General features: G+C 58.0%; 19 protein-coding genes. 10 read left to right on the plus strand and 9 right to left on the minus strand.

The genetic code is table 11. From position 1 onward, the window contains the following. Nucleotides 1-73: 73 nt before the first annotated feature. The 3 genes from TU76_RS03470 to dinG form a co-directional block, all read right to left on the minus strand. Nucleotides 74-1,219, minus strand: a complete 1,146-nt coding sequence (locus tag TU76_RS03470; protein WP_048351266.1) for a serine hydrolase domain-containing protein — start codon at nucleotides 1,217-1,219, stop codon at nucleotides 74-76. Nucleotides 1,220-1,453: 234 nt separating this feature from the next. Beyond that, the gene (locus tag TU76_RS03475; protein ID WP_048351086.1) at nucleotides 1,454-3,805 is read right to left on the minus strand and encodes a beta-galactosidase; all 2,352 of its coding nucleotides are present in this window, start codon (nucleotides 3,803-3,805) and stop codon (nucleotides 1,454-1,456) included. Between the two features lie 95 nt (nucleotides 3,806-3,900). After that, nucleotides 3,901-6,045 (minus strand): ATP-dependent DNA helicase DinG, encoded by a 2,145-nt coding sequence (gene dinG / locus TU76_RS03480; protein ID WP_019823498.1) that lies wholly within the window; start codon nucleotides 6,043-6,045, stop codon nucleotides 3,901-3,903. 98 nt (nucleotides 6,046-6,143) lie between these two features. Between dinG and TU76_RS03485 the strand changes: the two genes are divergently transcribed. Next, on the plus strand, nucleotides 6,144-6,608 hold the full coding sequence (locus TU76_RS03485) for a CopD family protein (protein ID WP_019823500.1): 465 nt from the start codon (nucleotides 6,144-6,146) through the stop codon (nucleotides 6,606-6,608). Between the two features lie 121 nt (nucleotides 6,609-6,729). On the opposite strand, the gene TU76_RS03490 is transcribed toward TU76_RS03485, so the two are convergent. The 3 genes from TU76_RS03490 to TU76_RS03500 all read right to left on the minus strand — a co-directional run bounded on the left by TU76_RS03490 (nucleotide 6,730) and on the right by TU76_RS03500 (nucleotide 8,599). Further along, nucleotides 6,730-7,488 (minus strand): hypothetical protein, encoded by a 759-nt coding sequence (locus tag TU76_RS03490; RefSeq protein ID WP_019823502.1) that lies wholly within the window; start codon nucleotides 7,486-7,488, stop codon nucleotides 6,730-6,732. Then, entirely contained in the window at nucleotides 7,481-7,756 is a 276-nt protein-coding gene (locus TU76_RS03495) for a DUF1145 domain-containing protein (protein WP_019823504.1), read from the minus strand. The genes TU76_RS03490 and TU76_RS03495 overlap by 8 nt, the downstream gene beginning before the upstream one ends. Nucleotides 7,757-7,894: 138 nt before the next feature. Then, complete coding sequence (locus TU76_RS03500; RefSeq protein WP_048351087.1) at nucleotides 7,895-8,599, minus strand: PA1041 family peptidoglycan-binding anchor lipoprotein; 705 nt, start codon at nucleotides 8,597-8,599, stop codon at nucleotides 7,895-7,897. A gap of 157 nt (nucleotides 8,600-8,756) precedes the next feature. Between TU76_RS03500 and TU76_RS03505 the strand changes: the two genes are divergently transcribed. The 7 genes from TU76_RS03505 to TU76_RS03535 all read left to right on the plus strand — a co-directional run bounded on the left by TU76_RS03505 (nucleotide 8,757) and on the right by TU76_RS03535 (nucleotide 15,296). Continuing rightward, nucleotides 8,757-9,254 carry a DUF6231 family protein gene (locus TU76_RS03505; RefSeq protein WP_019823508.1) on the plus strand — a complete coding sequence of 166 codons (498 nt, stop codon included), beginning with the start codon at nucleotides 8,757-8,759 and terminating at the stop codon, nucleotides 9,252-9,254. A 4-nt stretch (nucleotides 9,255-9,258) separates the two neighbouring features. After that, nucleotides 9,259-9,735: a YchJ family protein gene (locus tag TU76_RS03510; protein ID WP_048351088.1), complete on the plus strand. Its 477-nt coding sequence runs from the start codon at nucleotides 9,259-9,261 to the stop codon at nucleotides 9,733-9,735. Between the two features lie 33 nt (nucleotides 9,736-9,768). Next, a complete protein-coding gene (locus tag TU76_RS03515) occupies nucleotides 9,769-10,254 on the plus strand; it encodes an LEA/WHy family protein (protein WP_037031919.1) in 486 nt (161 codons plus the stop codon). Between the two features lie 7 nt (nucleotides 10,255-10,261). After that, nucleotides 10,262-10,471, plus strand: a complete 210-nt coding sequence (locus TU76_RS24560; protein ID WP_019823514.1) for an SEC-C metal-binding domain-containing protein — start codon at nucleotides 10,262-10,264, stop codon at nucleotides 10,469-10,471. Nucleotides 10,472-10,672: 201 nt separating this feature from the next. Next, nucleotides 10,673-11,314 carry a glutathione S-transferase N-terminal domain-containing protein gene (locus TU76_RS03525; protein WP_019823516.1) on the plus strand — a complete coding sequence of 214 codons (642 nt, stop codon included), beginning with the start codon at nucleotides 10,673-10,675 and terminating at the stop codon, nucleotides 11,312-11,314. 220 nt (nucleotides 11,315-11,534) lie between these two features. After that, entirely contained in the window at nucleotides 11,535-13,997 is a 2,463-nt protein-coding gene (locus TU76_RS03530; RefSeq protein ID WP_048351089.1) for a penicillin acylase family protein, read from the plus strand. Nucleotides 13,998-14,174: 177 nt separating this feature from the next. Further along, nucleotides 14,175-15,296, plus strand: coding sequence for a succinylglutamate desuccinylase/aspartoacylase family protein (locus TU76_RS03535; protein WP_048351090.1), 1,122 nt, complete (start codon nucleotides 14,175-14,177; stop codon nucleotides 15,294-15,296). A gap of 27 nt (nucleotides 15,297-15,323) precedes the next feature. Here the strand turns inward: TU76_RS03535 and TU76_RS03540 are convergent, their stop codons facing one another. Both TU76_RS03540 and dcd read right to left on the minus strand, forming a co-directional pair. After that, nucleotides 15,324-15,530 (minus strand): hypothetical protein, encoded by a 207-nt coding sequence (locus tag TU76_RS03540; RefSeq protein WP_019823521.1) that lies wholly within the window; start codon nucleotides 15,528-15,530, stop codon nucleotides 15,324-15,326. A gap of 93 nt (nucleotides 15,531-15,623) precedes the next feature. After that, nucleotides 15,624-16,190: a dCTP deaminase gene (gene dcd / locus TU76_RS03545; protein ID WP_048351091.1), complete on the minus strand. Its 567-nt coding sequence runs from the start codon at nucleotides 16,188-16,190 to the stop codon at nucleotides 15,624-15,626. Between the two features lie 352 nt (nucleotides 16,191-16,542). Between dcd and TU76_RS03550 the strand changes: the two genes are divergently transcribed. Continuing rightward, nucleotides 16,543-16,752 (plus strand): cold-shock protein, encoded by a 210-nt coding sequence (locus tag TU76_RS03550; RefSeq protein ID WP_002554837.1) that lies wholly within the window; start codon nucleotides 16,543-16,545, stop codon nucleotides 16,750-16,752. Nucleotides 16,753-16,992: 240 nt separating this feature from the next. Here the strand turns inward: TU76_RS03550 and apbC are convergent, their stop codons facing one another. Next, nucleotides 16,993-18,087: an iron-sulfur cluster carrier protein ApbC gene (gene apbC / locus TU76_RS03555; RefSeq protein ID WP_046809586.1), complete on the minus strand. Its 1,095-nt coding sequence runs from the start codon at nucleotides 18,085-18,087 to the stop codon at nucleotides 16,993-16,995. A 181-nt stretch (nucleotides 18,088-18,268) separates the two neighbouring features. Between apbC and metG the strand changes: the two genes are divergently transcribed. After that, entirely contained in the window at nucleotides 18,269-20,320 is a 2,052-nt protein-coding gene (gene metG, locus TU76_RS03560) for a methionine--tRNA ligase (RefSeq protein WP_019823529.1), read from the plus strand. Nucleotides 20,321-20,328: the final 8 nt, after the last annotated feature.

The raw sequence follows: 20,328 nt of genomic DNA on the forward strand, positions 1-20,328 counted from the left end.
ACTAAGCCTACATAAAAAAACGTTGCACACATAAAAGCTACAGGGTTCCGACCTACGGCTTACAAATACCCTGTTAGATACACGTTGCCAGGACTTTGACCAACTTTTGAGCCCTTGGGTCCATCAATACATACGGCCCCAGTGTGTTAGTCACAAAACCAAAGGCCACTTCACACTCTGGGTCGGCAAAGCCAATCGACCCGCCAGCACCTGGATGGCCAAAGGCTTTGGGGCCTAAACCGTAGGTCGCGTTAGGCACGGTCGGCTGATCCAGCATACAACCCAGCCCGAGGCGGGTCTGCGTGCGCAAGGTTTTATCCTCACCCAGACTGTGCTCGCAGGTCAGCTGCTCAAACATTTCGGCTTCAAGCAGGCTGCCATCGAGCAAACCGCTGTAGAACCCCGCCAGGCTACGGGCATTACCGTGCCCATTGGCCGCTGGTTGTTCCATCCGACGCCATTCTGGCTTGTTGGTGCTGGTCATGATCGACGGCGGATTGGTGAATGCACGCGTGCTCATGGAGGTGGGCTCGTTCATCATCGCCTTCAACAGACGCTGCGCTGCCGCATCCCCCATTGCGCCCTTGCTGCGAGCGATATGGGCCACCCGGTAAAACTCTTCATCGGCCAGCCCGACATGAAAGTCCAGCCCAAGCGGCCTGGCCGTACGCGCCATGATGGACTGGCCCGCACTGCGACCGTCGGCGCGGCGAATCAATTCGCCAACCAGCCAGCCGTAGGTGATCGCCGCATAGCCATGGCCTTCGCCTGGCGTCCACCAGGGTGCTTCAGCGGCCAGCGCATCGACCATGGTTTGCCATTCGTACAAGGCGGTTGGCGGCATCAACTCACGCAACGCCGGCAAACCGGCACGATGGCTCAGCAACTGGCGCAACGTGATGGACTCTTTGCCCGCTGCTGCAAACTCAGGCCAGTAACGGGCAACAGGAACATCGAGTTCCAACTTGCCCTCTTCCACCAGTTGCAGGGCGGTGACCGCCGTAAAGGTTTTGGTGCAAGAAAACAGGTTAGCAATGGTGTCTGTGTGCCACGGTTGCTCTGCGTCCTTGTCAGCCGTACCGGCCCACACGTCGAGTACCGTTTCGCCACCAATCTGGATGCACAGTGCCGCACCGCGCTCTTGCGGATCATTGAAAAGATCAGCAAACGCCTCGCGTACTGCTTCGAACTTAAGGTCGTGAAAACCCTGAATCTGCACCCGTACCTCCTGGATCAGCATGGCTCTACAAGGCGTGCATTGTTCCAGCACCAGTAAGATTTTGAAACAGAGCAAGGCGCTCTGAGCGCACAATTTTTGTGCGCTGATGAGGCGGTGCGCAAAGTATCAGTACTGGAGTCGTTTTTTTGTGAAAACAGAGCCACATACATTTGCCTGAAACCTGCGAGAGCTGGCAAGCCAGCTCCCCACGCAAACATGCAATCAGGTTGAAAATCAGTGGCCTTTACCCGAGTGACCGCCCGCATGACCTGCGCCCGAGTGCCCGCCGCTGCCGTCATCACTTGCATGCACAGGCGCTTTGGCTGCTTTTTCTTCTTCAGCCCGGGCTTTGGCGGCCTCTTGACCCAACTGGTCGAGGGCCTGCAGGTTTGACTTGCGTACGCTGTCGACAAAACCGGTAAACGGCAAGTCAGTGATGCCAATCATGCCGAAGTGGCCGTTTTCACCATCCAGCAGGCGACCGGTTACAGGCTGGTCCAGGTACTGGAACCAATGCACCCCGACAATCGAGGGCTCCGCCACGGCCTGCTTGAGGAATTTGCTGTAAGCCGGGCCACGGGCTTCCTCGTTGGCCACTTCGGTTACACCGCCCCAGAACGGGCCACGGTCACGGGAGCCAAAGTTGAACTCGGTAATCATCACCGGCTTGTCCAGTTCCCGCAGTTTGGCAAAGTCGTAGCCGTCCTGCGGTTGCAGAGTGTAGAGGTTGAAACTCAACACATCGCAGTACTTGGCGCAGGAGGCCACGGCCTCAGGCGTACTGACAGCGAAGCGCCCGCCCAGCAACAAGTGATTGGGGGCATGCCATTTAAGCGAGTCCGCAATAGTCTTGAAGTAGGTGTCGGCGAAGACCTTCTGGAAGTACTGGTAATCAGCTTCGATTTCCGGGTGCTCGGCGTTGGGCAAAGGCGCCTCGAAGCCCGGGTCTTCCATTAATTCCCACGCCGGAATGTCGATACCCCAGGCCTTGGACAGGCCCTGCTGATTGCGGTATTTGTCCCGCAACTGCTTGAGGAATGCGCGTTTGGCCGGTACGTCGGTGGTCATGCGCAGCGTGCCGAGGGCCAATGCATAACGGGATTTCGGATCATCACCCGGGCCTGCCCACGCCAGTTCGTTGTCGGCGAAGTAGCCGATCAACCACGGGTCGTCACGGTGGTCACGGGCAGCAATGGCCACGGCGCGCTCGGTGGCCATGGCAAAACGCGGGTCAAACGGGTCGGGCATGCCGCCCCACCAGTCGGTCCCAGTGCTGATACTGGTGTAGTCGCCGACAATCGACAGCGGCAAGGTGTAAGGCACGCGATCGTTGAGGCCCAGCTCGGGGTCACTCCAGTTGCCGATGGTGTTGAAGCCCCAGGCTTGGAGTCGATCAAGAGTATGGGTTTGCCAGCGCTTGGCATCGAAGGTTTGCGGCGCACACGGGATGACAGGATCGCTGCCCGGTTCTGTTTTTTCCACTGCGCACGGCTGGGCGTAGAGGCGCTGCAGGTTGGCGCCATAGAAGTTGTACCAGCGGCCAGCATTGAAACCCCGGCCCTGCGTAGACGCATTGCCGCTGTTGTTGTCCGCAACACCGTAATAGTTGGCCAGGGGAGCACCGTCCTTGGGCAAGTCGGTGAACATCCACTCGCGACCTGCGACGTAGGTCTGGCTGTCGTTGGCGGTCACGGCGTTGAGGCCAAGGGAATAAAACGGGTGACCTTCAGGAGTGATCAGGTTCCAGCGGCCATTGCGTTTCTCGGTACGGAAAAAACCGGTCGCCTCAAACCCTGTGCCCTTGAGCCAACCGCCATATTTGTCCTGGTCAGTACGACCGGCTAGCCAGCCCTTGAGTTGTTGCTGTTCCTTGGCCGCTGCCGCCTTGAGCTGCTCGTCGTTAGTGACTCGTTCCGGCCATTTGGCGCGGGTCGACTGGCCGTAGCCATCGACAATCGAACCATAGACGGCCTTGATCACGCCCTCGCCGTCCTGCACCCCGAAGCGCTCCAGCAGAATGCTCTGCGCTGCGGTCGGTTGCGGAATCGACAGGCTCACCGAGACCACTTGGCTCAAATCGATTTCACCCTGACTGCCGGCCAGCAGGATTCGCTGGCCATCGACTGTCATCGGCATCGGCGGACCGGCTCGCATGCCCTGGCTGCGGGGCGAGTTGGCTTTTAACGGCAACAACAGGGTCTGCGCAGGACCTGCTGGCAGATCAATACGGCTGGTCAGGGTTTGGCCATTATTGCTTTGAACGGTCACGTCCAGAGTCAGCGCCCAATTCATTGCGTTCTGGATGCGCAGGGTCATCATCCCCGACTGCGACCAGTCCCAAACCCCGGTTTGCGGTGTTAAACGCAGGCTTGGCGCTGCGCCAGGGTTAAAGACCACACGGCGCAGCACTTCGCCTTCAGCCGTTTGCTCCGCATTGTATTGCGGCAAGCTCGCATCCGTGGTCGCCACCTGCACCACATCGGCCGGGCGAACGAAATTGAACAAGGTTTGTTGACCAGCAGGCGCCGCCAACAGCGGGGTCGTGACCAGCAACGCAAAAACAGCAGACAGCGAACGGCGAATCATATGGATCTGGTTCTCCCAAACGGCCGAAAACGGACCTGTGAGGTGGTGAAAGTCAAAGCATAGACAGCAAAGTCGGCGATAACGCCGACTCGCGCTTAAGAAATTTCGCGCCTGAAAGGCGGCAATGCATTAAGAATCGCTTTGCCGTAGCGCTGGGTAACCAGGCGCCGATCCAGCAACGTGATGGTGCCGCGATCCTGTTCGGTACGCAGCAGCCGCCCGCAAGCCTGCACCAGCTTGAGCGAAGCGTCGGGAACGGAGATCTCCATGAAGGGATTACCGCCCCGGGCTTCGATCCACTCCGCCAGCGCAGCCTCGACCGGATCATCGGGCACCGAGAACGGGATTTTGGCGATCACTACGTGTTCACAGTAAGCGCCAGGCAAGTCGACACCTTCGGCAAAACTGGCCAGGCCGAACAGCACGCTGGAGTCTCCGCCATCAACCCGGGCCTTGTGTTTATTGAGGGTTTCCTGCTTGGACAGGTTGCCCTGGATAAACACTTGCTTGCGCCAATCGCGCTCCAGACCGTCGAACACGTCCTGCATTTGCTTGCGCGATGAAAACAGCACCAAGGTGCCCCGCGAGCCTTCGACCAGTGCAGGCAACTCACGAATGATCGCCGCCGTGTGGGCCGTAGCGTCGCGCGGATCAGCCTTGAGGTCCGGCACCCGCAACACGCCCGCATCAGCGTGATGGAAAGGGCTTGGCACCACTGCCGTGACGGCTGTTTTCGGCAGACCTGCACGCATGCGGAAACGATCGAACGTACCCAGCGCAGTCAGGGTGGCCGAGGTCACAAGCACGCCATACGCCACGTTCCACAGGTTGCGGCGCAACATCTCGGCAGCAAGGATAGGGCTTGCGTTGACCTCGATATCAAACAGCGAACCGCTTTCAGCCAGGGTCAGCCAGCGCGCCATTGGCGGGTTGTCCTCAGGGTCTTCTACGGTAAATGCAGTCCACAGTTCCCAGTTGCCTTGAGCACGGGACAGCAAACTGCCAAACAGCGGGTACCACTCTTCAGCCTGGTTGCTGGTGATGCCGATATTGACCTCACCGTCCATGCCGTCCTTGAGAATTTCGGTCAGGCGGGTGAACAGGTCCGTCAGACGCGAGAAGCCTTTTTTCAGTTCGATACCCATTTCACGCATGTGATCGGGGATCAGGCCGCCGATGAAGCGATGGCGCGGTCGCTCACGACCTTCTGGCTCATCACCGACTTTAAAGTCTGCAATTTGCTCACACGCTGCGAACATGAACTGTTGCTGGGCCTTGATCTCTTTGGCCAATTCCGGCACTTGTTCCAGCAGACGCCCCAAGTCGCCCGGCAACGGGTGCTGGGCAAGCAGTTTGGTCAAGTTTTTGGAGGTTTGCTCCAGCCAGTCCGCCGTCGAACGCAAACGGGTGTAATGGGCGAAATGGCCGATAGCCTTGTCTGGCAGGTGATGGCCTTCATCGAACACGTAGACCGTGTCACGCGGGTCCGGCAATACCGCTCCGCCACCCAGCGCGAGGTCTGCCAGCACCATGTCGTGGTTAGTGACAATGACGTCTACCTTACTCATGCCTTCGCGGGCCTTGTAAAAGGCGCACTGGCCGAAGTTGGGGCAATGACGGTTGGTGCACTGGCTGTGATCGGTCGTCAGGCGCGCCCAATCCTGGTCTTCAAGTGCCTGGGGCCAACTGTCGCGATCGCCGTCCCATTTATTGCCGGCCAATTTTTCGATCATGCTGGTGAACAGCTTCTGGCTGGCCTCATCGACTTCGATCTTGAAGCCTTCTTCCTCAAACAGCTGCGCCGTCGCGGTTTGCGCGTGGCCCTCTTGCAGCAGCATGTCGAGTTTGGACAGACACATATAGCGCCCACGCCCCTTGGCCAGCGCGAAGGTGAAGTTCAGGCCGCTGTTGCGCATCAGGTCCGGAAGGTCCTTGTAGACGATCTGCTCTTGCAGCGCGACGGTTGCCGTGGCGACTACCAGCCGCTTGCCTGCCGCCTTGGCCACTGGAATGGCCGCCAGGCAATAAGCTACGGTTTTACCGGTGCCAGTACCTGCCTCAACGGCGACCACAGCCGGGGCGCCACTGCGGTGGTTTTCTTCGTCGGTGTCGATATCGCCCAGCACCTTGGCCACTTCAGCGATCATCAAACGCTGACCGTAACGGGGCTTAAGACTTTTGGATTCGAGAAAACGCGAATATGCGCCCTGGATCTGGGTTTTGAGTTCGGTACTAATCATGATTCTTCGGGCGCAAGAAACGCTGGATAAATTTTCAGTGGTTCGAATGGCCGCTATCATACCCCGCTAATTCATCCCGCGCCGAACGGAGTACCCCAATGACCGCCTTTGCCCTCGCTTACAGCCTGCATGTAGTGGCCGCCCTGATCTGGGTGGGTGGCATGTTTTTCGCCTGGATGATTCTGCGCCCGGCGGCTATCGCAGCCCTTGAAGGCCCGGCGCGGTTAAAGCTGTGGGTTGAAGTGTTTCAACGTTTTTTTGTCTGGGTGTGGATCGCTGTGGTCATTTTGCCGATAAGCGGTGTCGGCCTGCTGCAGATGCGCTTCAACGGTTTTGAAACGGCGCCGCGCTACGTGCAGATCATGATGGGGCTGTACATCGTGATGGTGGCGCTGTTTATCCGGATTCAGTCGCTGCAATTGCCCGAGCTGCGCAAGGCCGTAGAGGCTCAGGCGTGGGCTGAAGGTGCAGCAGTGATGGGCCGGATCCGTCGGTTGGTGGGCTGCAACTTGATTGTTGGCCTGGTGCTGGTCGCCATTGCGGCGGCCCGGCCGACTTTCTGAGCAGGGTTGTTACCTTCGTTTTTTGCGGGAACGGGCTTGCTCGCGATTGCAATCGACGCGCTGTATCAGCCACACAGCGCTGAGGCCATCGCGATCAAGCCCACTCCCGCAATTGCCCGGATTACAACCGCTGAATGGTCACCGCGCCCGATGTACCCACTTCACCCGGCTGCCCGGCCAGGCCGGGACGGCCCGATTTGCCACCATCGGTGCGGTAAACGATGCAGCCCTTGGATTTCCCGCCTGAGCCCGGACGTCCGGCCTCACCGGGTTTGCCACCCGCACCACCGTCAACACGCACATTGACCTGCTCGCCAGGGTAGTCGCGAGGCAGCTCGATTCGTACCTGCCCCCCTGCTGCACCCGGCTGGCCATCGCCACCGTTATCGCCATTGGACCCGGCGCCTGCCGCGCCCCAGGTGCAGCCAGGTTCCTCACCATTGCCGCCATCAAGCCCGACAAAACCCGGGGCGCCAGTTCCGCCACGAGCATCGATGGACAGTTGTGGCGCTTGCAGTGACTCAATGCGCAAGCTCAGGTCCCGGGCTGGCCGGGCTGGTTTTTCAAAGGTGCCCGGAGCGCCACGGGCATTGATCTGGCTACCTTCGCTCAGTTCGGCATGGGCAACCCGCATCTCGATACCGCGTTCGGCCGGCACGATGGTGATACGCGCCTCACGGCCCAATTGCAGTTGATCGATGTTGACCTGAGTCACACCGGCCGGAATCAATAGCGTGCCGTAATCAGCAACGTCGAGTTTTTCCAGGTGCAACACACTGGCATTGGCGGGCAAGCGCATCAGCGAGTTGGCTTCTACCAGCACCACATCAGCGTGGGCAAAAGGGCTGCACAGGACAGCCAGCAAACATAACTTACGCATGACGGGGCTCTCGCTCAGAAGGTACAAGGGTGTAGGCGTGGAAAATTCCAAGCACAAGAATCAGCAGGCGATCACGCCAGGGGTGCGGGCGGTCTTGCAGGCGACCATTGAACAGCAGTACTTCAAGCACGTGCGTCAGCAGCAACAGACTGCCTGCGACGTTCATCAACCTATCGAACGGGTAGATCAAGGGGGCGGACAGATTGATCAGTACCACGCCCCAAAACACCAGCATCAATGCCTTACCCAGCCCCCAAAGCACCTTCATACATCCGCCTTCAGTTTTTTCTTTGGACGCACATTAACGGCTTGCAGGAGCACGGCGCCAGAGACCTTTACAAAAAGTTTCGCCGCAGATTTGACCCCGGGATCAAATCTGCGGCGAACCTCAATGCCCGGCGCCTGCTCAGCGGACGATTAGAATTTCGGTACGTCTATTTTGGGCCCGACCCTCAGGGGTCTGATTACTGGCGACCGGGTTCGATTCACCGGCACCTGCCACAGAAACGAACTGACTGCGCGGAACGCCGCTTTCGATCAGGTACTCGACCACTGACTGCGCACGCTGTTTGGACAGTTTCAGGTTATAGGCTTCGTTGCCCACGCTGTCGGTGTAACCGGTGACCTTGAGCTGCGCATTGGCCGCGTCTTTTTTCAGGCGCGCGGCAATGACATTGAGCTTGTCCTTGTCAGACGCAGTCAATTTGGCGGAGTTGAATTCGAAATTCACATCACGCACCACAATGGCTTCTTCCTGAACCACGACCACTTCTTGCACCACAACGACGGCCACTATTGGACAACCCACTGCATCGACTTTCACGCCCATGGGTGTGTCGGGGCATTTGTCGAGGCTATCGAGCACACCATCGCCATCCGCATCGCCATCGCCATCGCCATCGCCATGGACCCAGCAATACGCGGCAGCCATGCCCGCACCGAACACGGCGCCACCCCCAGCCCAGGCCGAACTTTTTATCGCGCCCAACGCCGCCCCGCCCACACCGCCGACTGCGGCACAGGTAGGCCAATCCGTTTTCTGCAATCCGGCACAGCCCGTTAAAACACTTGTAAGAACAACCAGAGGTAATGCTGTTCTGATGATGCTCATAAGGGGATCACTCCTGAGGGTCGGCGTCTGGCCGATGCATCGGAAAGTAAAGACCTCGGTTGGGGTATGCGCCAGCAAGGTGATAGCACGCGACACTGCCCACTAGGCCGCGAGGCTTGCGCAGGCTAGTCTTGGACGCTCTAAGTGAGGACTTTTGATGACGCTCGGTATTTCAACACGCACGCCCCAGCAAGCGCTGGCAGCACTGCTTGATCGTTATGCGCCACAACGCTTGCTGGTGGTCGGTGCCAGCAGCTTCCCGGCGCTGGCCGCTTTCCAGGCTGCGCACCCCGAGGCGCTGGTCGCTCACGCGGCTCCTGGCCCATTGGCGCAGGAGCTTGCCGCGCAACGTTTTGACCTCGCCCTGGTGATCGATTGCCTGGAGCACCTGCCCAAACGCACGGGCCTGGAGCTGCTGGGCGGGATTCGCAACCTCAATGCCAGCCGTATTGCGGTGCTGGCGGACCTGGCGGCCTGCGACTGGAAAGAAACCGACTTTTTCGCGCTTGCACTACAAAGTAATGAGCGTTTTCAGCGTGACGAACAGGTATTGACCCTATTCACTTACGATTTGCGCGAGTACAAACAAGTACCCGACTGGCTCAATGCCAGGTTTTGGGCGAACCCGGAAAATTTTGGCAAGTATTGGTGGTAATCCGATGAGTACATCCATTTGCCCCTGTGGCAGCAGCAATCTTCTGGACGCCTGCTGCGGGCACTATCACGAAGGGCACCCGGCCCCAAGCGCCGAAACCTTGATGCGCTCGCGCTACAGCGCCTATGTGCTGGGACTGATCGATTATCTGGTGGCGACCACCTTGCCCGTACAGCAGGCCGGGCTCGACCGCCTGTCCATTGCCGACTGGAGCGCGCAAAGTACCTGGCTGGGCCTGACGATTGAAGGCAGCGAGGTGTTCGGCGGTCAGCCAGAGCACGCATTTGTGACCTTTACTGCACGCTGGCATGACGCCAACGGTGAACACAGCCACCGCGAGCGCTCGTCATTTGTGCAAAGCTCAGGCCGTTGGTATTTCATCGACCCCACGGTACCGCTAAAGGTTGGGCGCAACGATGCATGCCCATGCACCAGCGGCCTTAAATTCAAAAAATGCTGTGCCGGCTTTTTCAGTCAATAGGCTGAGCTGATGCGGCGCTCTGAGGGGTAAGGAATGGATGCTCGGGCTCAAATAATAAAAGCAACGGCCCTGGCGATGGTCCTGATGCTGTCGGGGTGCGTCTCCTGGTTTGATTCGGGAGACAAGGACCCGGACATACGTCTTGTAAGGGTTGAACTGGTTCAGGCCAAATTGCTGGAGCAACGCTTCAAGCTGCACTTCATCGTCGATAACCCGAATGAATCCACACTCACCGTGCGGGGCCTGAGCTATACCGTCTATCTGGGCACCATAAAGCTCACTGAAGGTGAACGTGAACACTGGTTCAGCGTGGAGCCCAACAGCCAGGCAGATTTCGTGATCCCTGTTCGCACCAACCTCTGGCCACAAGTGCGGCCACTGGTCAAATTGCTCGAAACACCCGATCAGCCCATCCCCTACCGGTTTGAGGGCACACTCGAAACCGGCCTGTTCTACGGTTACGACGTGCACGTGACGCGTAAAGGCGAGATAATCCCCGGTGATTTTATTCCAGAGTGATTGAGCAATGACCCAGCAACCCCACGTTCATGGCCCCGACTGCAACCACGATCATGATCATGGCCACACCCATGATCATGACAATGGTCATGTCCATGGCCCGCATTGCGGCCATGCCCCTCAAGAGCCTGTGCGCAACGAACTGAAAGACGTTGGCCGCAACGACCCTTGCCCGTGCGGCAGCAGCAAAAAATTCAAGAAGTGCCACGGCGCCTGATCCCTCGGGACGCTCTGCAAACGCCGCACCTGCCTTGGGCATGTGCGGCGTTTGTGTTTTTGCTTTATGAAAAATCAACTCAAGAAGCCACCACACGCTTTCATCCTACGAGGCTTAGAGAGTAAAACTGACAGTCCACAGCCAACGACTACCACCGATGGCCGTCTGTTGCTGCGTGAATATTCCCTTCTGGAGCCCTTCATGATCGATCTTTATTACTGGACCACTCCCAACGGCCACAAAGTCTCGTTGTTTCTTGAAGAAGCTGGCCTGCCCTACAAGGTTCATCCGATCAACATCGGCAAAAACGAACAGTTTGCTCCGGACTTCCTGAAGATAGCCCCGAACAATCGCATCCCGGCCATTGTCGATCAGACCCCGGCAGACGGTGGCGAACCGCTTTCGCTATTCGAGTCCGGCGCCATTTTGTTGTACCTCGCGGAAAAAACCGGGCAATTCCTGCCCAAAGATCTGCGCGGTCGGCAGATGGCCCTGCAATGGCTGTTCTGGCAAATGGGCGGTCTGGGCCCCATGGCCGGGCAAAATCATCACTTCAATCGCTTCGCACCTGAAAAAATCCCCTATGCGATAAAGCGTTACACCGATGAAACGGCCCGTCTGTACCGTGTATTGAATAAACAACTGGAAGGCCGGGACTTTGTGGCCGGGGCCGAATACAGCATTGCCGACATGGCGATTTACCCGTGGATCGTGCCTCATGAATGGCAAGGCCAGAACCTTGACGATTTCCCGGCCCTGAAGGTGTGGTTCCAGCGCGTCAAGGCCCGCCCGGCCACTGAGCGGGCTTACGCGCTGGTGGATAAGATCAACCCGCAGAAGTAGCCCAATCAGACTTTGTGGAGCCGCTGCCGCAGGCTGCAACGGGCCGCGCAGCGGCGCCATGAATCTAAAGGGCCTTCGGACCTGATCGCAGCCTTCCCCGGCGCCTGCAGTTGTTGCGCAGTGCGAGGCGCCACAACACCCCAAGATAGCGCTTGCGCGGTGTCATCGGCCTCACTAACGTAGCGCCTTTCGATGACATACCCCCCGCAGGAGCTTCGCCATGGCCTCGCCAGCCCTTACTCACTTTCTTCCCCGGTTCGGCGTTGCCGCGGCAGTGGTCAGCCTGCTGGGCTTGACCGGTTGCCAGATAAACAATCAGACCACTGAAAGCCTGGTGCCAACCTCTGGCATGCACCCCCTCAAGGGGCTTGCGCAGAATGTATCGGTGCGTCGCAATAGTCAGGGCATGCCGCTGATCGAAAGCAGCAGCTTTCATGACGCCCTGTTCACCCTGGGTTATGTGCACGCCGGTGACCGTATCAGTCAGATGGTGCGCTTGCGCTTGCTGGCACAAGGTCGCCTGGCCGAACTGAACGGCTCAGATGCGCTGGAAACCGACCGATTGATGCGCACCGTTAATCTGAAAAAGAATGCTGACGAACTCTATAAAAGCGCCTCTCCGCGCCTTAAGAAGTTCTTCGAGGTATATGCCCGCGGGGTCAACGCCTATTTGTTCCGCTATCGCGACAAGCTCCCGGCCGATCTGGCGCAAGCCAGCTATAAAGTCGAATACTGGAAGCCTGAGGACTCGGCGCTGATTTTCAGCCTGCTGAACTTCGGGATGTCGGTCAATCTGCAAGAAGAACTCAACTCCCTGGTACTGGCGCAAAAAGTCGGCACGGACAAGCTCCCTTGGCTGACGCCAACCTACCCCAACGAAGCCCTGCCCACCAGCGAAGCAGACAAGCTCAAAGGCCTTGCCCTTGGTAGCCAGTTGCAAGGCTTGAGCGGCTTGACCCAGGCTTTGGAGCAGGTCACGCAACTGAGCCTGCCCGGGGTTACGGCCTCGAGTGACTGGGCGATTGGCCCACAGCGCAGTCGCAGCGGCAAAAGCCTGCTGGCCAACGATATTCACCAGCCCATCGGCGTCCCTTCGGCGTGGAGCTACGTGCAGATCCGTGCACCTAAATATCAGGCTGCAGGTGCAACCATCGCGGGCTTGCCGACGCTGTTTGCCGGGTTCAATGGCAAAGTGGCATGGGGCATGAGCACGGCAATGGGCGATAACCAGGACGTGTTCCTGGAGAAGCTCAAACGCCAAGGTAACAGCCTGTACTACCTGGCCGACGGCAAATGGCTGCCGGCGACCGTGCGCAACGAAACGTTTTTCGTCAAAGGTCAACGCCCGGTGCGTGAGGTCATTTACGAAACACGACACGGGCCGCTGTTAAACAGCGCCGTAGGCACCCCCACGGCGCTGAACAGCAGCCTTGGCCTTGCCCTGCAAACCCCGGACCTGAAGGGTGACAAGACCCTGGACGCGTTTTTCGACCTGTCCCGCGCCCAAAACAGCGAAAAAGCGTCGGATGCCAGCCGCGAGATCCGCGCTGTGGCGCTGAATTTGCTGTATGCCGATGCCAGTCATATTGGCTGGCAAGTGACCGGCCTCTACCCCAACCGCAGGGAGGGCCTGGGCCTCTTTCCGTCACCGGGCTGGGATAGCCGTTACGACTGGGAGGGCTACGCCGACCCGATGCTGCACCCCTACGACCAGGACCCGGCTCAGGGCTGGCTGGGGACGGCGAACCAGCGAACAGCCGCCTATGGCTACGGCATGCAACTGTCCAATTCGTGGCTCTCACCTGAGCGCAGTGAGCGCCTTGCGCAACTGGCAGGCAGCGGCAAGCAGGATGCTCGCAGTATGATCGCGATGCAGTACGACCAAACCACGCTGTTCGCGGCCAAACTGAAAACCATGCTGGTCGCCCCCGGCATGGCGCAGCCACTCAAGCAGGCGATCGCAGGGTTGCCCGTGGGGGATCAAGCCAAGGCCCGTGAAGCCCTCGCCCGACTGATGGCTTTTGACGCAAAACTCAGCCCGACCTCGTCCGATGCGGCGCTGTATGAGCTGTTTTTGCAGGAAAGCACCCGACAGCTCTTCCTTGATGAGTTGGGCCCGGAGGGCAGTGCTGGCTGGAAGGCATTTATTGGTAACAGCAACCTGTCTTACTCGGCGGTGGCAGACCACTTGCTGGGCCGTGAGGACAGCCCCTTCTGGGACGATATTCGTACCCCGCAAAAAGAAGACAAACCAGCCATTCTGGCCCGGAGTCTGGCGGGCGCCATCAGCACCGGTGACCGCCTGATGGGCAACGACCACAAGGCCTGGCAGTGGGGCAAGCTGCATCAATATCTGTGGCGCAATGCCAACGGCCAGACGGTACGCGGTCCGATCATGGCCGGGGGCGATCACACCACGCTCAACACTGCGGCTTACAACGTCGCCGGATCAAACTTCGACGTGACGCTGATCCCTGCAATGCGCATGATCGTCGATTTCGGGCAAGCTGAACCGATGATGGGGCAAAACAGCACGGGCCAATCCAGCAACCCGGACAGTGCGCACTACACGGACGGCATAGACCCGTGGCTCAAGGGCCAGTACATCGGCTTCCCCATGCAACCGCAAAACTTCGACAAAACCTACGGTAAAACCCGCCTTACCCTGGTTCCGGGCAAATAACTGGCCCGTACTGAAAAAGTCGTCAACAGCCCTCTCCCGCACACATCTGGAGAGGGCTGGTGGCTGATGGCACCTTCGCAAATAAAATGTGTATGCCACCGTTAATGTGCTTGCATTGTTCTGATTGGGCACAACGCTACTGCGGGCCTTCTCAACCCGGCTTACAAGGACGTCACCATGCAGCGACATCAAATTCACTCATTGCTGGCGCCAGTTCCAGGGACAGAACGGCATATCCACAGTTTTCATTACGGCCCCTCCCAGCCCCGGGGCAAGATCTATATTCAGGCCTCACTGCATGCAGATGAATTGCCGGGCATGCTGGTTGCCTGGCACCTGAAGCAGCGCTTGGCCGAACTGGAAGCAGCAGGACGATTGCGCAGTGAGATCGTGCTGGTACCGGTGGCCAATCCGGCCGGTCTGGACCAGGTACTGATGGATATCCCGCTGGGTCGTTACGAGTTGCAAAGCGGGCAAAACTTCAACCGAAACTTCCTCGATCTCAGTGAGCAAATCGGTGACGAGCTTGAAGGTCAGTTGAGCAACGATCCCGCATTTAACCTGCAACTGATTCGTCGTCACGTGCGCAAAGTGCTGGCAGCGCAAGTGCCATCAACGCAGTTGCACTCGCAACGCCTGATTCTGCAAACGCTGGCCTGCGATGCTGATGTAGTGCTGGATCTGCACTGTGACTACGAGGCAGTCCCCCATCTGTACACCACACCTGAGGCCTGGCTGCAGGTGGAACCGCTGGCGCGTTATCTCGGCGCTCAAGCCAGCTTGCTGGCAACAGACTCCGGCGGGTTGTCGTTCGATGAGTGCTTCACCCTGCTGTGGTGGCAGTTACAAAAGCGTTTCGAACATTGCTTCCCCATCCCTCAGGGCAGCATTTCCGTCACCCTTGAGTTGCGTGGCCTGGGTGACGTCAGCCACCAGCATGCCGAGCACGACTGCCAGGCGCTGATTGATTACATGATTGATTTTGGCGCGATAGGAGGCGAGCCTGGACCTTTACCACCCCTCCTCTACCCCGCGACACCCTTGGGCGGTGTGGAGCCCGTAACGACGCCTGTGGGCGGCTTGCTGGTATTCATTGCCAAACCTGGCGACTGCCTGAGCGCTGGACAGTTGATTGCCGAAATCATTGATCCGATCAGCGACCGGCTTACACCGGTCTACTGCACCCACCCGGGTTTGCTCTACGCACGGTCTCTTCGGCGAATGGCCACGGCGGGCATGGTCATTGCCCACGTGGCAGGCCGCGATGCTTATCGCAGCGGCTATTTGCTTTCACCTTGAGCCGATCGGCTTAAGGCAGCTCAATATTCAGGCAATCGGGGCAGGCGGAGGCTCGTCGGGCAACGTAGGCACGCCCGGCTCGGGCTCGATCGGTTGCGGGGAGTCAGGGTCAGGCTGGCCGGGGATGCCACCTGCATGTAACTGGGGAAAGGCAAGCAGAGACCACGCCAGCACCCCGACCTGATTGGGCTCAAGGCTTGCCAGTTGGGCGCGGATAGTCGGATCAATCTTCATGAGGCACTCCTGAGCGATGATCCGGCTCGCTGGATGCGTAACCGGAAATACACTCAATAGAGTGCTTTATCGCTCAAGAATTCCCTCTGTTCGTCAGGTACGTGGCAAAGTCACGCCGCGCTGCCCCTGATAGTTGCCGCCACGGTCCTTGTACGACACTTCGCACTCTTCGTCGGATTCGAAGAACAGCATTTGTGCCACGCCTTCGTTGGCGTAGATCTTGGCAGGCAATGTGGTGGTGTTAGAGAACTCCAGCGTTACATGGCCTTCCCACTCAGGCTCGAGCGGCGTCACGTTAACGATGATGCCGCATCGCGCGTAGGTGCTTTTACCCAGGCAGATGGTCAGCACATTTCGCGGGATACGAAAGTATTCAACAGTGCGCGCCAGAGCGAAGGAGTTGGGCGGAATGATGCAAACGTCGCTGGTGACATCAACAAAGCTGCCCGCGTCGAAGTTCTTCGGATCAACGGTCGCCGAGTTGATGTTGGTGAACACCTTGAACTCGTTTGCGCAACGAACGTCGTAGCCGTAGCTCGATACACCGTACGAAATCAGACGGTTCTCGCCTTCTTCACGCACCTGACGCTCGACGAAAGGTTCGATCATGCCGTGCTCTTGCGCCATGCGGCGAATCCACTTGTCTGGTTTGATGCTCATGGCGGGTGTCCTGAATAGCGAGGTAGAAAATTCTGTCGGGCATCTTACCGCCCCCTAGGGCCCGGTTCAAAAGTCTGGGGCAAAAATATCGAAAATAGCTGTAGATGCCGTGAATACAGGCTGTGAGGGCAACCGTCAGTCACGTTTTTAGAGAAACCTTCGCAAAGACCCTTTGCACGTTCGGAAAAAAGCGTTAAGGTGGCGCCACTGTGCTGCTTGTGTCACTGAGAATCTCTACACGATATGTTGAATTTCGATCCAACCATCTCCAAGAATTTTTCCTGCTCTTTGCACTCAGTCTCGGCCAGGGCTTTTCCTGCGTCGCAGTTATCTTTGTTCAAGGAGTTACACCATGTCTAATCGCCAAACTGGTACCGTTAAGTGGTTCAACGATGAAAAAGGCTTCGGCTTCATCACTCCACAATCCGGTGACGACCTGTTTGTTCACTTCAAAGCAATCCAATCCGACGGCTTCAAAAGCCTGAAAGAAGGCCAACAGGTTTCTTTCATCGCTACCCGCGGTCAGAAAGGCATGCAAGCTGAGGAAGTTCAAGTTATCTAACTTGTGCTGATCCAGTAAAAAACCCCGCCCTTAAAAGCGGGGTTTTTTTATGCCTGAACATTTGTAGCAGTTGACGAGCAGTACGAGGCTACGTCCGAGTGCGAAGCGCTCGCAGAACCATTCAGCTTCGATGTTTCTGCGAGATTGCGCACACCGGGTTTACGACTGCTTCGCAGCCGGACGCAGCCTCGCAGAGCTCGTCAGCTGCTACGAGGCCTTGCTTAAATTGACTCTCAAGAATCAATCGTCGCTGGTAGTAATGGTCGGCATGGCCTGCGAAGCCGCTTCGTGCAAGACAATACGCGCACCCACCTGACGTGCCAGTTCCTGGTAGATCAATGCAATCGGGCTATTGGGATCAGCAACCGCGGTTGGCTTGCCGTTATCGGCCTGCTCGCGGATTTCCATCGACAGCGGTAATGAAGCCAACACTTCAACACCGTATTGCGTCGCCAGCTTCTCGCCACCACCCTCACCGAACAAATGCTCAGCGTGACCACAGTTCGAGCAAATGTGTACCGCCATGTTTTCCACCACGCCCAGCACCGGAATGTTCACCTTGCGGAACATCTCGACACCCTTGCGCGCGTCCAGCAAAGCCAGATCTTGCGGGGTTGTCACTATCACAGAACCGGTCACAGGGACTTTTTGCGCCAGGGTCAGCTGGATATCCCCGGTACCCGGCGGCATATCGATGACCAGGTAATCCAGGTCATTCCAAGCGGTCTGCGTTACCAACTGCAACAGGGCTCCCGACACCATCGGGCCGCGCCAGACCATTGGAGTGTTGTCGTCGGTAAGAAACGCCATCGACATGACTTCAACACCGTGAGCCTCAATGGGTACAAACCATTTCTGATCGCGAATCTTTGGCCGCGTCCCTTCCGCAATGCCGAACATCACGCCCTGGCTCGGGCCGTAAATGTCCGCATCCAGAATCCCGACCCGCGCACCTTCACGAGCCAGCGCCAACGCCAGGTTGGCTGCGGTAGTGGATTTACCAACCCCACCCTTTCCAGAAGCAACGGCCACAATGTTTTTCACATTGGCCAGGCCCGGTATTTGTGCCTGCGCCTTATGCGACGCAATCACACAACTGATCTCGACCTTGGCCGAGCTCACGCCATCCATGTTCTCGATAGCCGTTTGCAACACTTGCGCCCAACCGCTCTTGAACAGGCCCGCGGCATAACCCAACTCAAGCTGAACACTGACGCGTTCGCCCTGAATCTCGATATTGCGAACGCATCCGGCACTGACCGGGTCCTGATTCAAATAAGGGTCGGTGTATTGGCGAAGGACGGCCTCCACCGCTGCGCGATTGACTGCGCTCATGAGCAACTCCCGTAAAGACTGAGTAAAACAGGTCGCTATCGTACCTGTAATAGACCTGCGCAAGCAGGCTTTCGAAACAGTCAAAATCAGCGTAAACGATCAGATACACCGTCACGGGGTGAAATATATTGCTCGGCGCTTTATAGTGGCCGACCACCGTCTCATCAAGTAGCCGAGCCCCATGTCCGAGCCACGCAAGATCCTCGTCACCAGCGCCCTGCCCTATGCCAATGGTTCAATTCACCTTGGCCATATGCTTGAGTACATCCAGACCGATATGTGGGTGCGCTTCCAGAAACTTCGCGGCAATCAATGCACTTATGTCTGCGCAGACGACGCCCACGGCTCGGCCATCATGTTGCGCGCCGAGAAAGAAGGCATCACACCCGAGCAACTGATCGCCAACGTCCAGGCTGAACACAGCGCCGACTTTGCCGAATTCCTCGTCGACTTCGACAACTTCCATTCGACCCACGCCGAAGAAAACCGTGAGCTGTCGAGTGCGATCTACCTCAAGTTACGCGAAGCCGGGCATATCGCTACCCGCTCGATCACCCAGTACTTCGACCCGGAAAAGAAAATGTTCCTGGCCGATCGCTTCATCAAGGGCACCTGCCCTAAATGCGGCACGGATGATCAGTACGGCGACAACTGTGAAAAGTGCGGCGCAACCTACGCCCCCACTGACCTGAAAAACCCGAAATCGGCAATCTCTGGCGCCACTCCGGTACTGAAGGACTCCGAACACTTTTTCTTCAAGCTGCCCGACTTCGACGCCATGCTCAAAAGCTGGACCCGTAGTGGTGCATTGCAAGATGCCGTGGCCAACAAGATCGCCGAGTGGCTGGATGCCGGCCTGCAACAGTGGGACATCTCCCGCGATGCGCCGTACTTCGGCTTCGAGATCCCGGACGCACCCGGCAAATACTTCTATGTATGGCTGGATGCCCCAATCGGCTACATGGCCAGCTTCAAGAACCTCTGCGCACGCCGTCCGGAACTGGACTTCGATGCGTACTGGGCAAAGGACTCCACCGCCGAGCTGTATCACTTTATCGGCAAGGACATCGTCAACTTCCACGCCCTGTTCTGGCCAGCAATGCTCGAAGGCGCAGGTTATCGAAAACCTACCGCCATCAATGTTCACGGCTACCTGACCGTCAACGGCCAGAAAATGTCCAAGTCGCGCGGCACCTTTATCAAGGCCCGCACCTATCTGGACCATCTGGCACCGGAATACCTGCGCTACTACTACGCCTCCAAACTGGGCCGCGGCGTCGATGACCTGGACCTGAACCTGGAAGACTTCGTACAGAAGGTCAACTCGGACCTGGTCGGCAAAGTTGTCAACATTGCCAGCCGCTGTGCAGGCTTCATCCACAAGGGCAACGCGGGAGTCATGGTCGAGGGCAACGCAGCCCCCGAGCTGACAGAAGCCTTCCTGGCTGCAGCCCCAAGCATTGCTGAGGCTTATGAAGCCCGTGACTTTGCGCGCGCAATGCGTGAAATCATGGGTCTTGCAGACCGCGCCAACGCCTGGATCGCCGACAAGGCACCTTGGGCTATGGCCAAGGTTGAAGGCAAGCAGGATGAAGTACAGGCCGTCTGCGCACTGGGCATCAATCTGTTCCGTCAACTGGTCATCTTCCTCAAGCCGGTACTGCCCGTGCTTGCAGCCGATGCTGAGGCGTTCCTCAATGTCGAGCCCTTGATCTGGAGCGATCACAACGTGTTGCTGGCCAATCATCAGCTAAACGCATTCAAGCCACTGATGACCCGTATCGACCCGGTCAAGGTTCAAGCCATGACAGACGCCTCGAAAGAAGACTTGATCGCAAGCCAGACCGACACCGGCACCGCTGCCCCACAGGGCAACGGTGAACTGGTCAAGGAACCGCTGGCAGCAGAAATCGAATTCGATACCTTCGCCGCAGTGGACTTGCGCGTTGCGCTGATCCTCAAGGCAGAAGCCGTTGAAGGTGCCGACAAGCTGCTGCGCTTGACACTGGATATTGGTGACGAGCAACGCAACGTGTTCTCGGGGATCAAAAGTGCCTACCCGAATCCGGCTGAGCTCGAAGGTCGCCTGACCATGATGATTGCCAACCTGAAACCACGCAAAATGCGCTTCGGCATGTCCGAAGGCATGGTGATGGCTGCTGGCCCTGGCGGTGAAGAAATTTACCTGTTGAGCCCGGATAGCGGCGCCAAGCCAGGTCAACGCATCAAGTAACACCGCCC

The organism is Pseudomonas psychrophila (genome assembly GCF_001043005.1).
GTDB lineage: Bacteria > Pseudomonadota > Gammaproteobacteria > Pseudomonadales > Pseudomonadaceae > Aquipseudomonas > Aquipseudomonas psychrophila.

What these genes read in the sequence shown, in the direction of transcription:
- TU76_RS03475 (WP_048351086.1), bottom strand. Translation starts at nt 3,805, where the DNA reads ATGATTCGCCGTTCGCTGTCTGCTGTTTTTGCGTTGCTGGTCACGACC.
- metG (WP_019823529.1), top strand. Translation starts at nt 18,269, where the DNA reads ATGTCCGAGCCACGCAAGATCCTCGTCACCAGCGCCCTGCCCTATGCC.
- TU76_RS03550 (WP_002554837.1), top strand. Translation starts at nt 16,543, where the DNA reads ATGTCTAATCGCCAAACTGGTACCGTTAAGTGGTTCAACGATGAAAAA.
- TU76_RS03525 (WP_019823516.1), top strand. Translation starts at nt 10,673, where the DNA reads ATGATCGATCTTTATTACTGGACCACTCCCAACGGCCACAAAGTCTCG.
- TU76_RS03530 (WP_048351089.1), top strand. Translation starts at nt 11,535, where the DNA reads ATGGCCTCGCCAGCCCTTACTCACTTTCTTCCCCGGTTCGGCGTTGCC.
- TU76_RS03510 (WP_048351088.1), top strand. Translation starts at nt 9,259, where the DNA reads ATGAGTACATCCATTTGCCCCTGTGGCAGCAGCAATCTTCTGGACGCC.
- TU76_RS24560 (WP_019823514.1), top strand. Translation starts at nt 10,262, where the DNA reads ATGACCCAGCAACCCCACGTTCATGGCCCCGACTGCAACCACGATCAT.
- TU76_RS03535 (WP_048351090.1), top strand. Translation starts at nt 14,175, where the DNA reads ATGCAGCGACATCAAATTCACTCATTGCTGGCGCCAGTTCCAGGGACA.
- TU76_RS03540 (WP_019823521.1), bottom strand. Translation starts at nt 15,530, where the DNA reads ATGAAGATTGATCCGACTATCCGCGCCCAACTGGCAAGCCTTGAGCCC.
- TU76_RS03485 (WP_019823500.1), top strand. Translation starts at nt 6,144, where the DNA reads ATGACCGCCTTTGCCCTCGCTTACAGCCTGCATGTAGTGGCCGCCCTG.
- TU76_RS03515 (WP_037031919.1), top strand. Translation starts at nt 9,769, where the DNA reads ATGGATGCTCGGGCTCAAATAATAAAAGCAACGGCCCTGGCGATGGTC.
- TU76_RS03500 (WP_048351087.1), bottom strand. Translation starts at nt 8,599, where the DNA reads ATGAGCATCATCAGAACAGCATTACCTCTGGTTGTTCTTACAAGTGTT.
- TU76_RS03490 (WP_019823502.1), bottom strand. Translation starts at nt 7,488, where the DNA reads ATGCGTAAGTTATGTTTGCTGGCTGTCCTGTGCAGCCCTTTTGCCCAC.
- dcd (WP_048351091.1), bottom strand. Translation starts at nt 16,190, where the DNA reads ATGAGCATCAAACCAGACAAGTGGATTCGCCGCATGGCGCAAGAGCAC.
- apbC (WP_046809586.1), bottom strand. Translation starts at nt 18,087, where the DNA reads ATGAGCGCAGTCAATCGCGCAGCGGTGGAGGCCGTCCTTCGCCAATAC.
- TU76_RS03505 (WP_019823508.1), top strand. Translation starts at nt 8,757, where the DNA reads ATGACGCTCGGTATTTCAACACGCACGCCCCAGCAAGCGCTGGCAGCA.
- TU76_RS03495 (WP_019823504.1), bottom strand. Translation starts at nt 7,756, where the DNA reads ATGAAGGTGCTTTGGGGGCTGGGTAAGGCATTGATGCTGGTGTTTTGG.
- dinG (WP_019823498.1), bottom strand. Translation starts at nt 6,045, where the DNA reads ATGATTAGTACCGAACTCAAAACCCAGATCCAGGGCGCATATTCGCGT.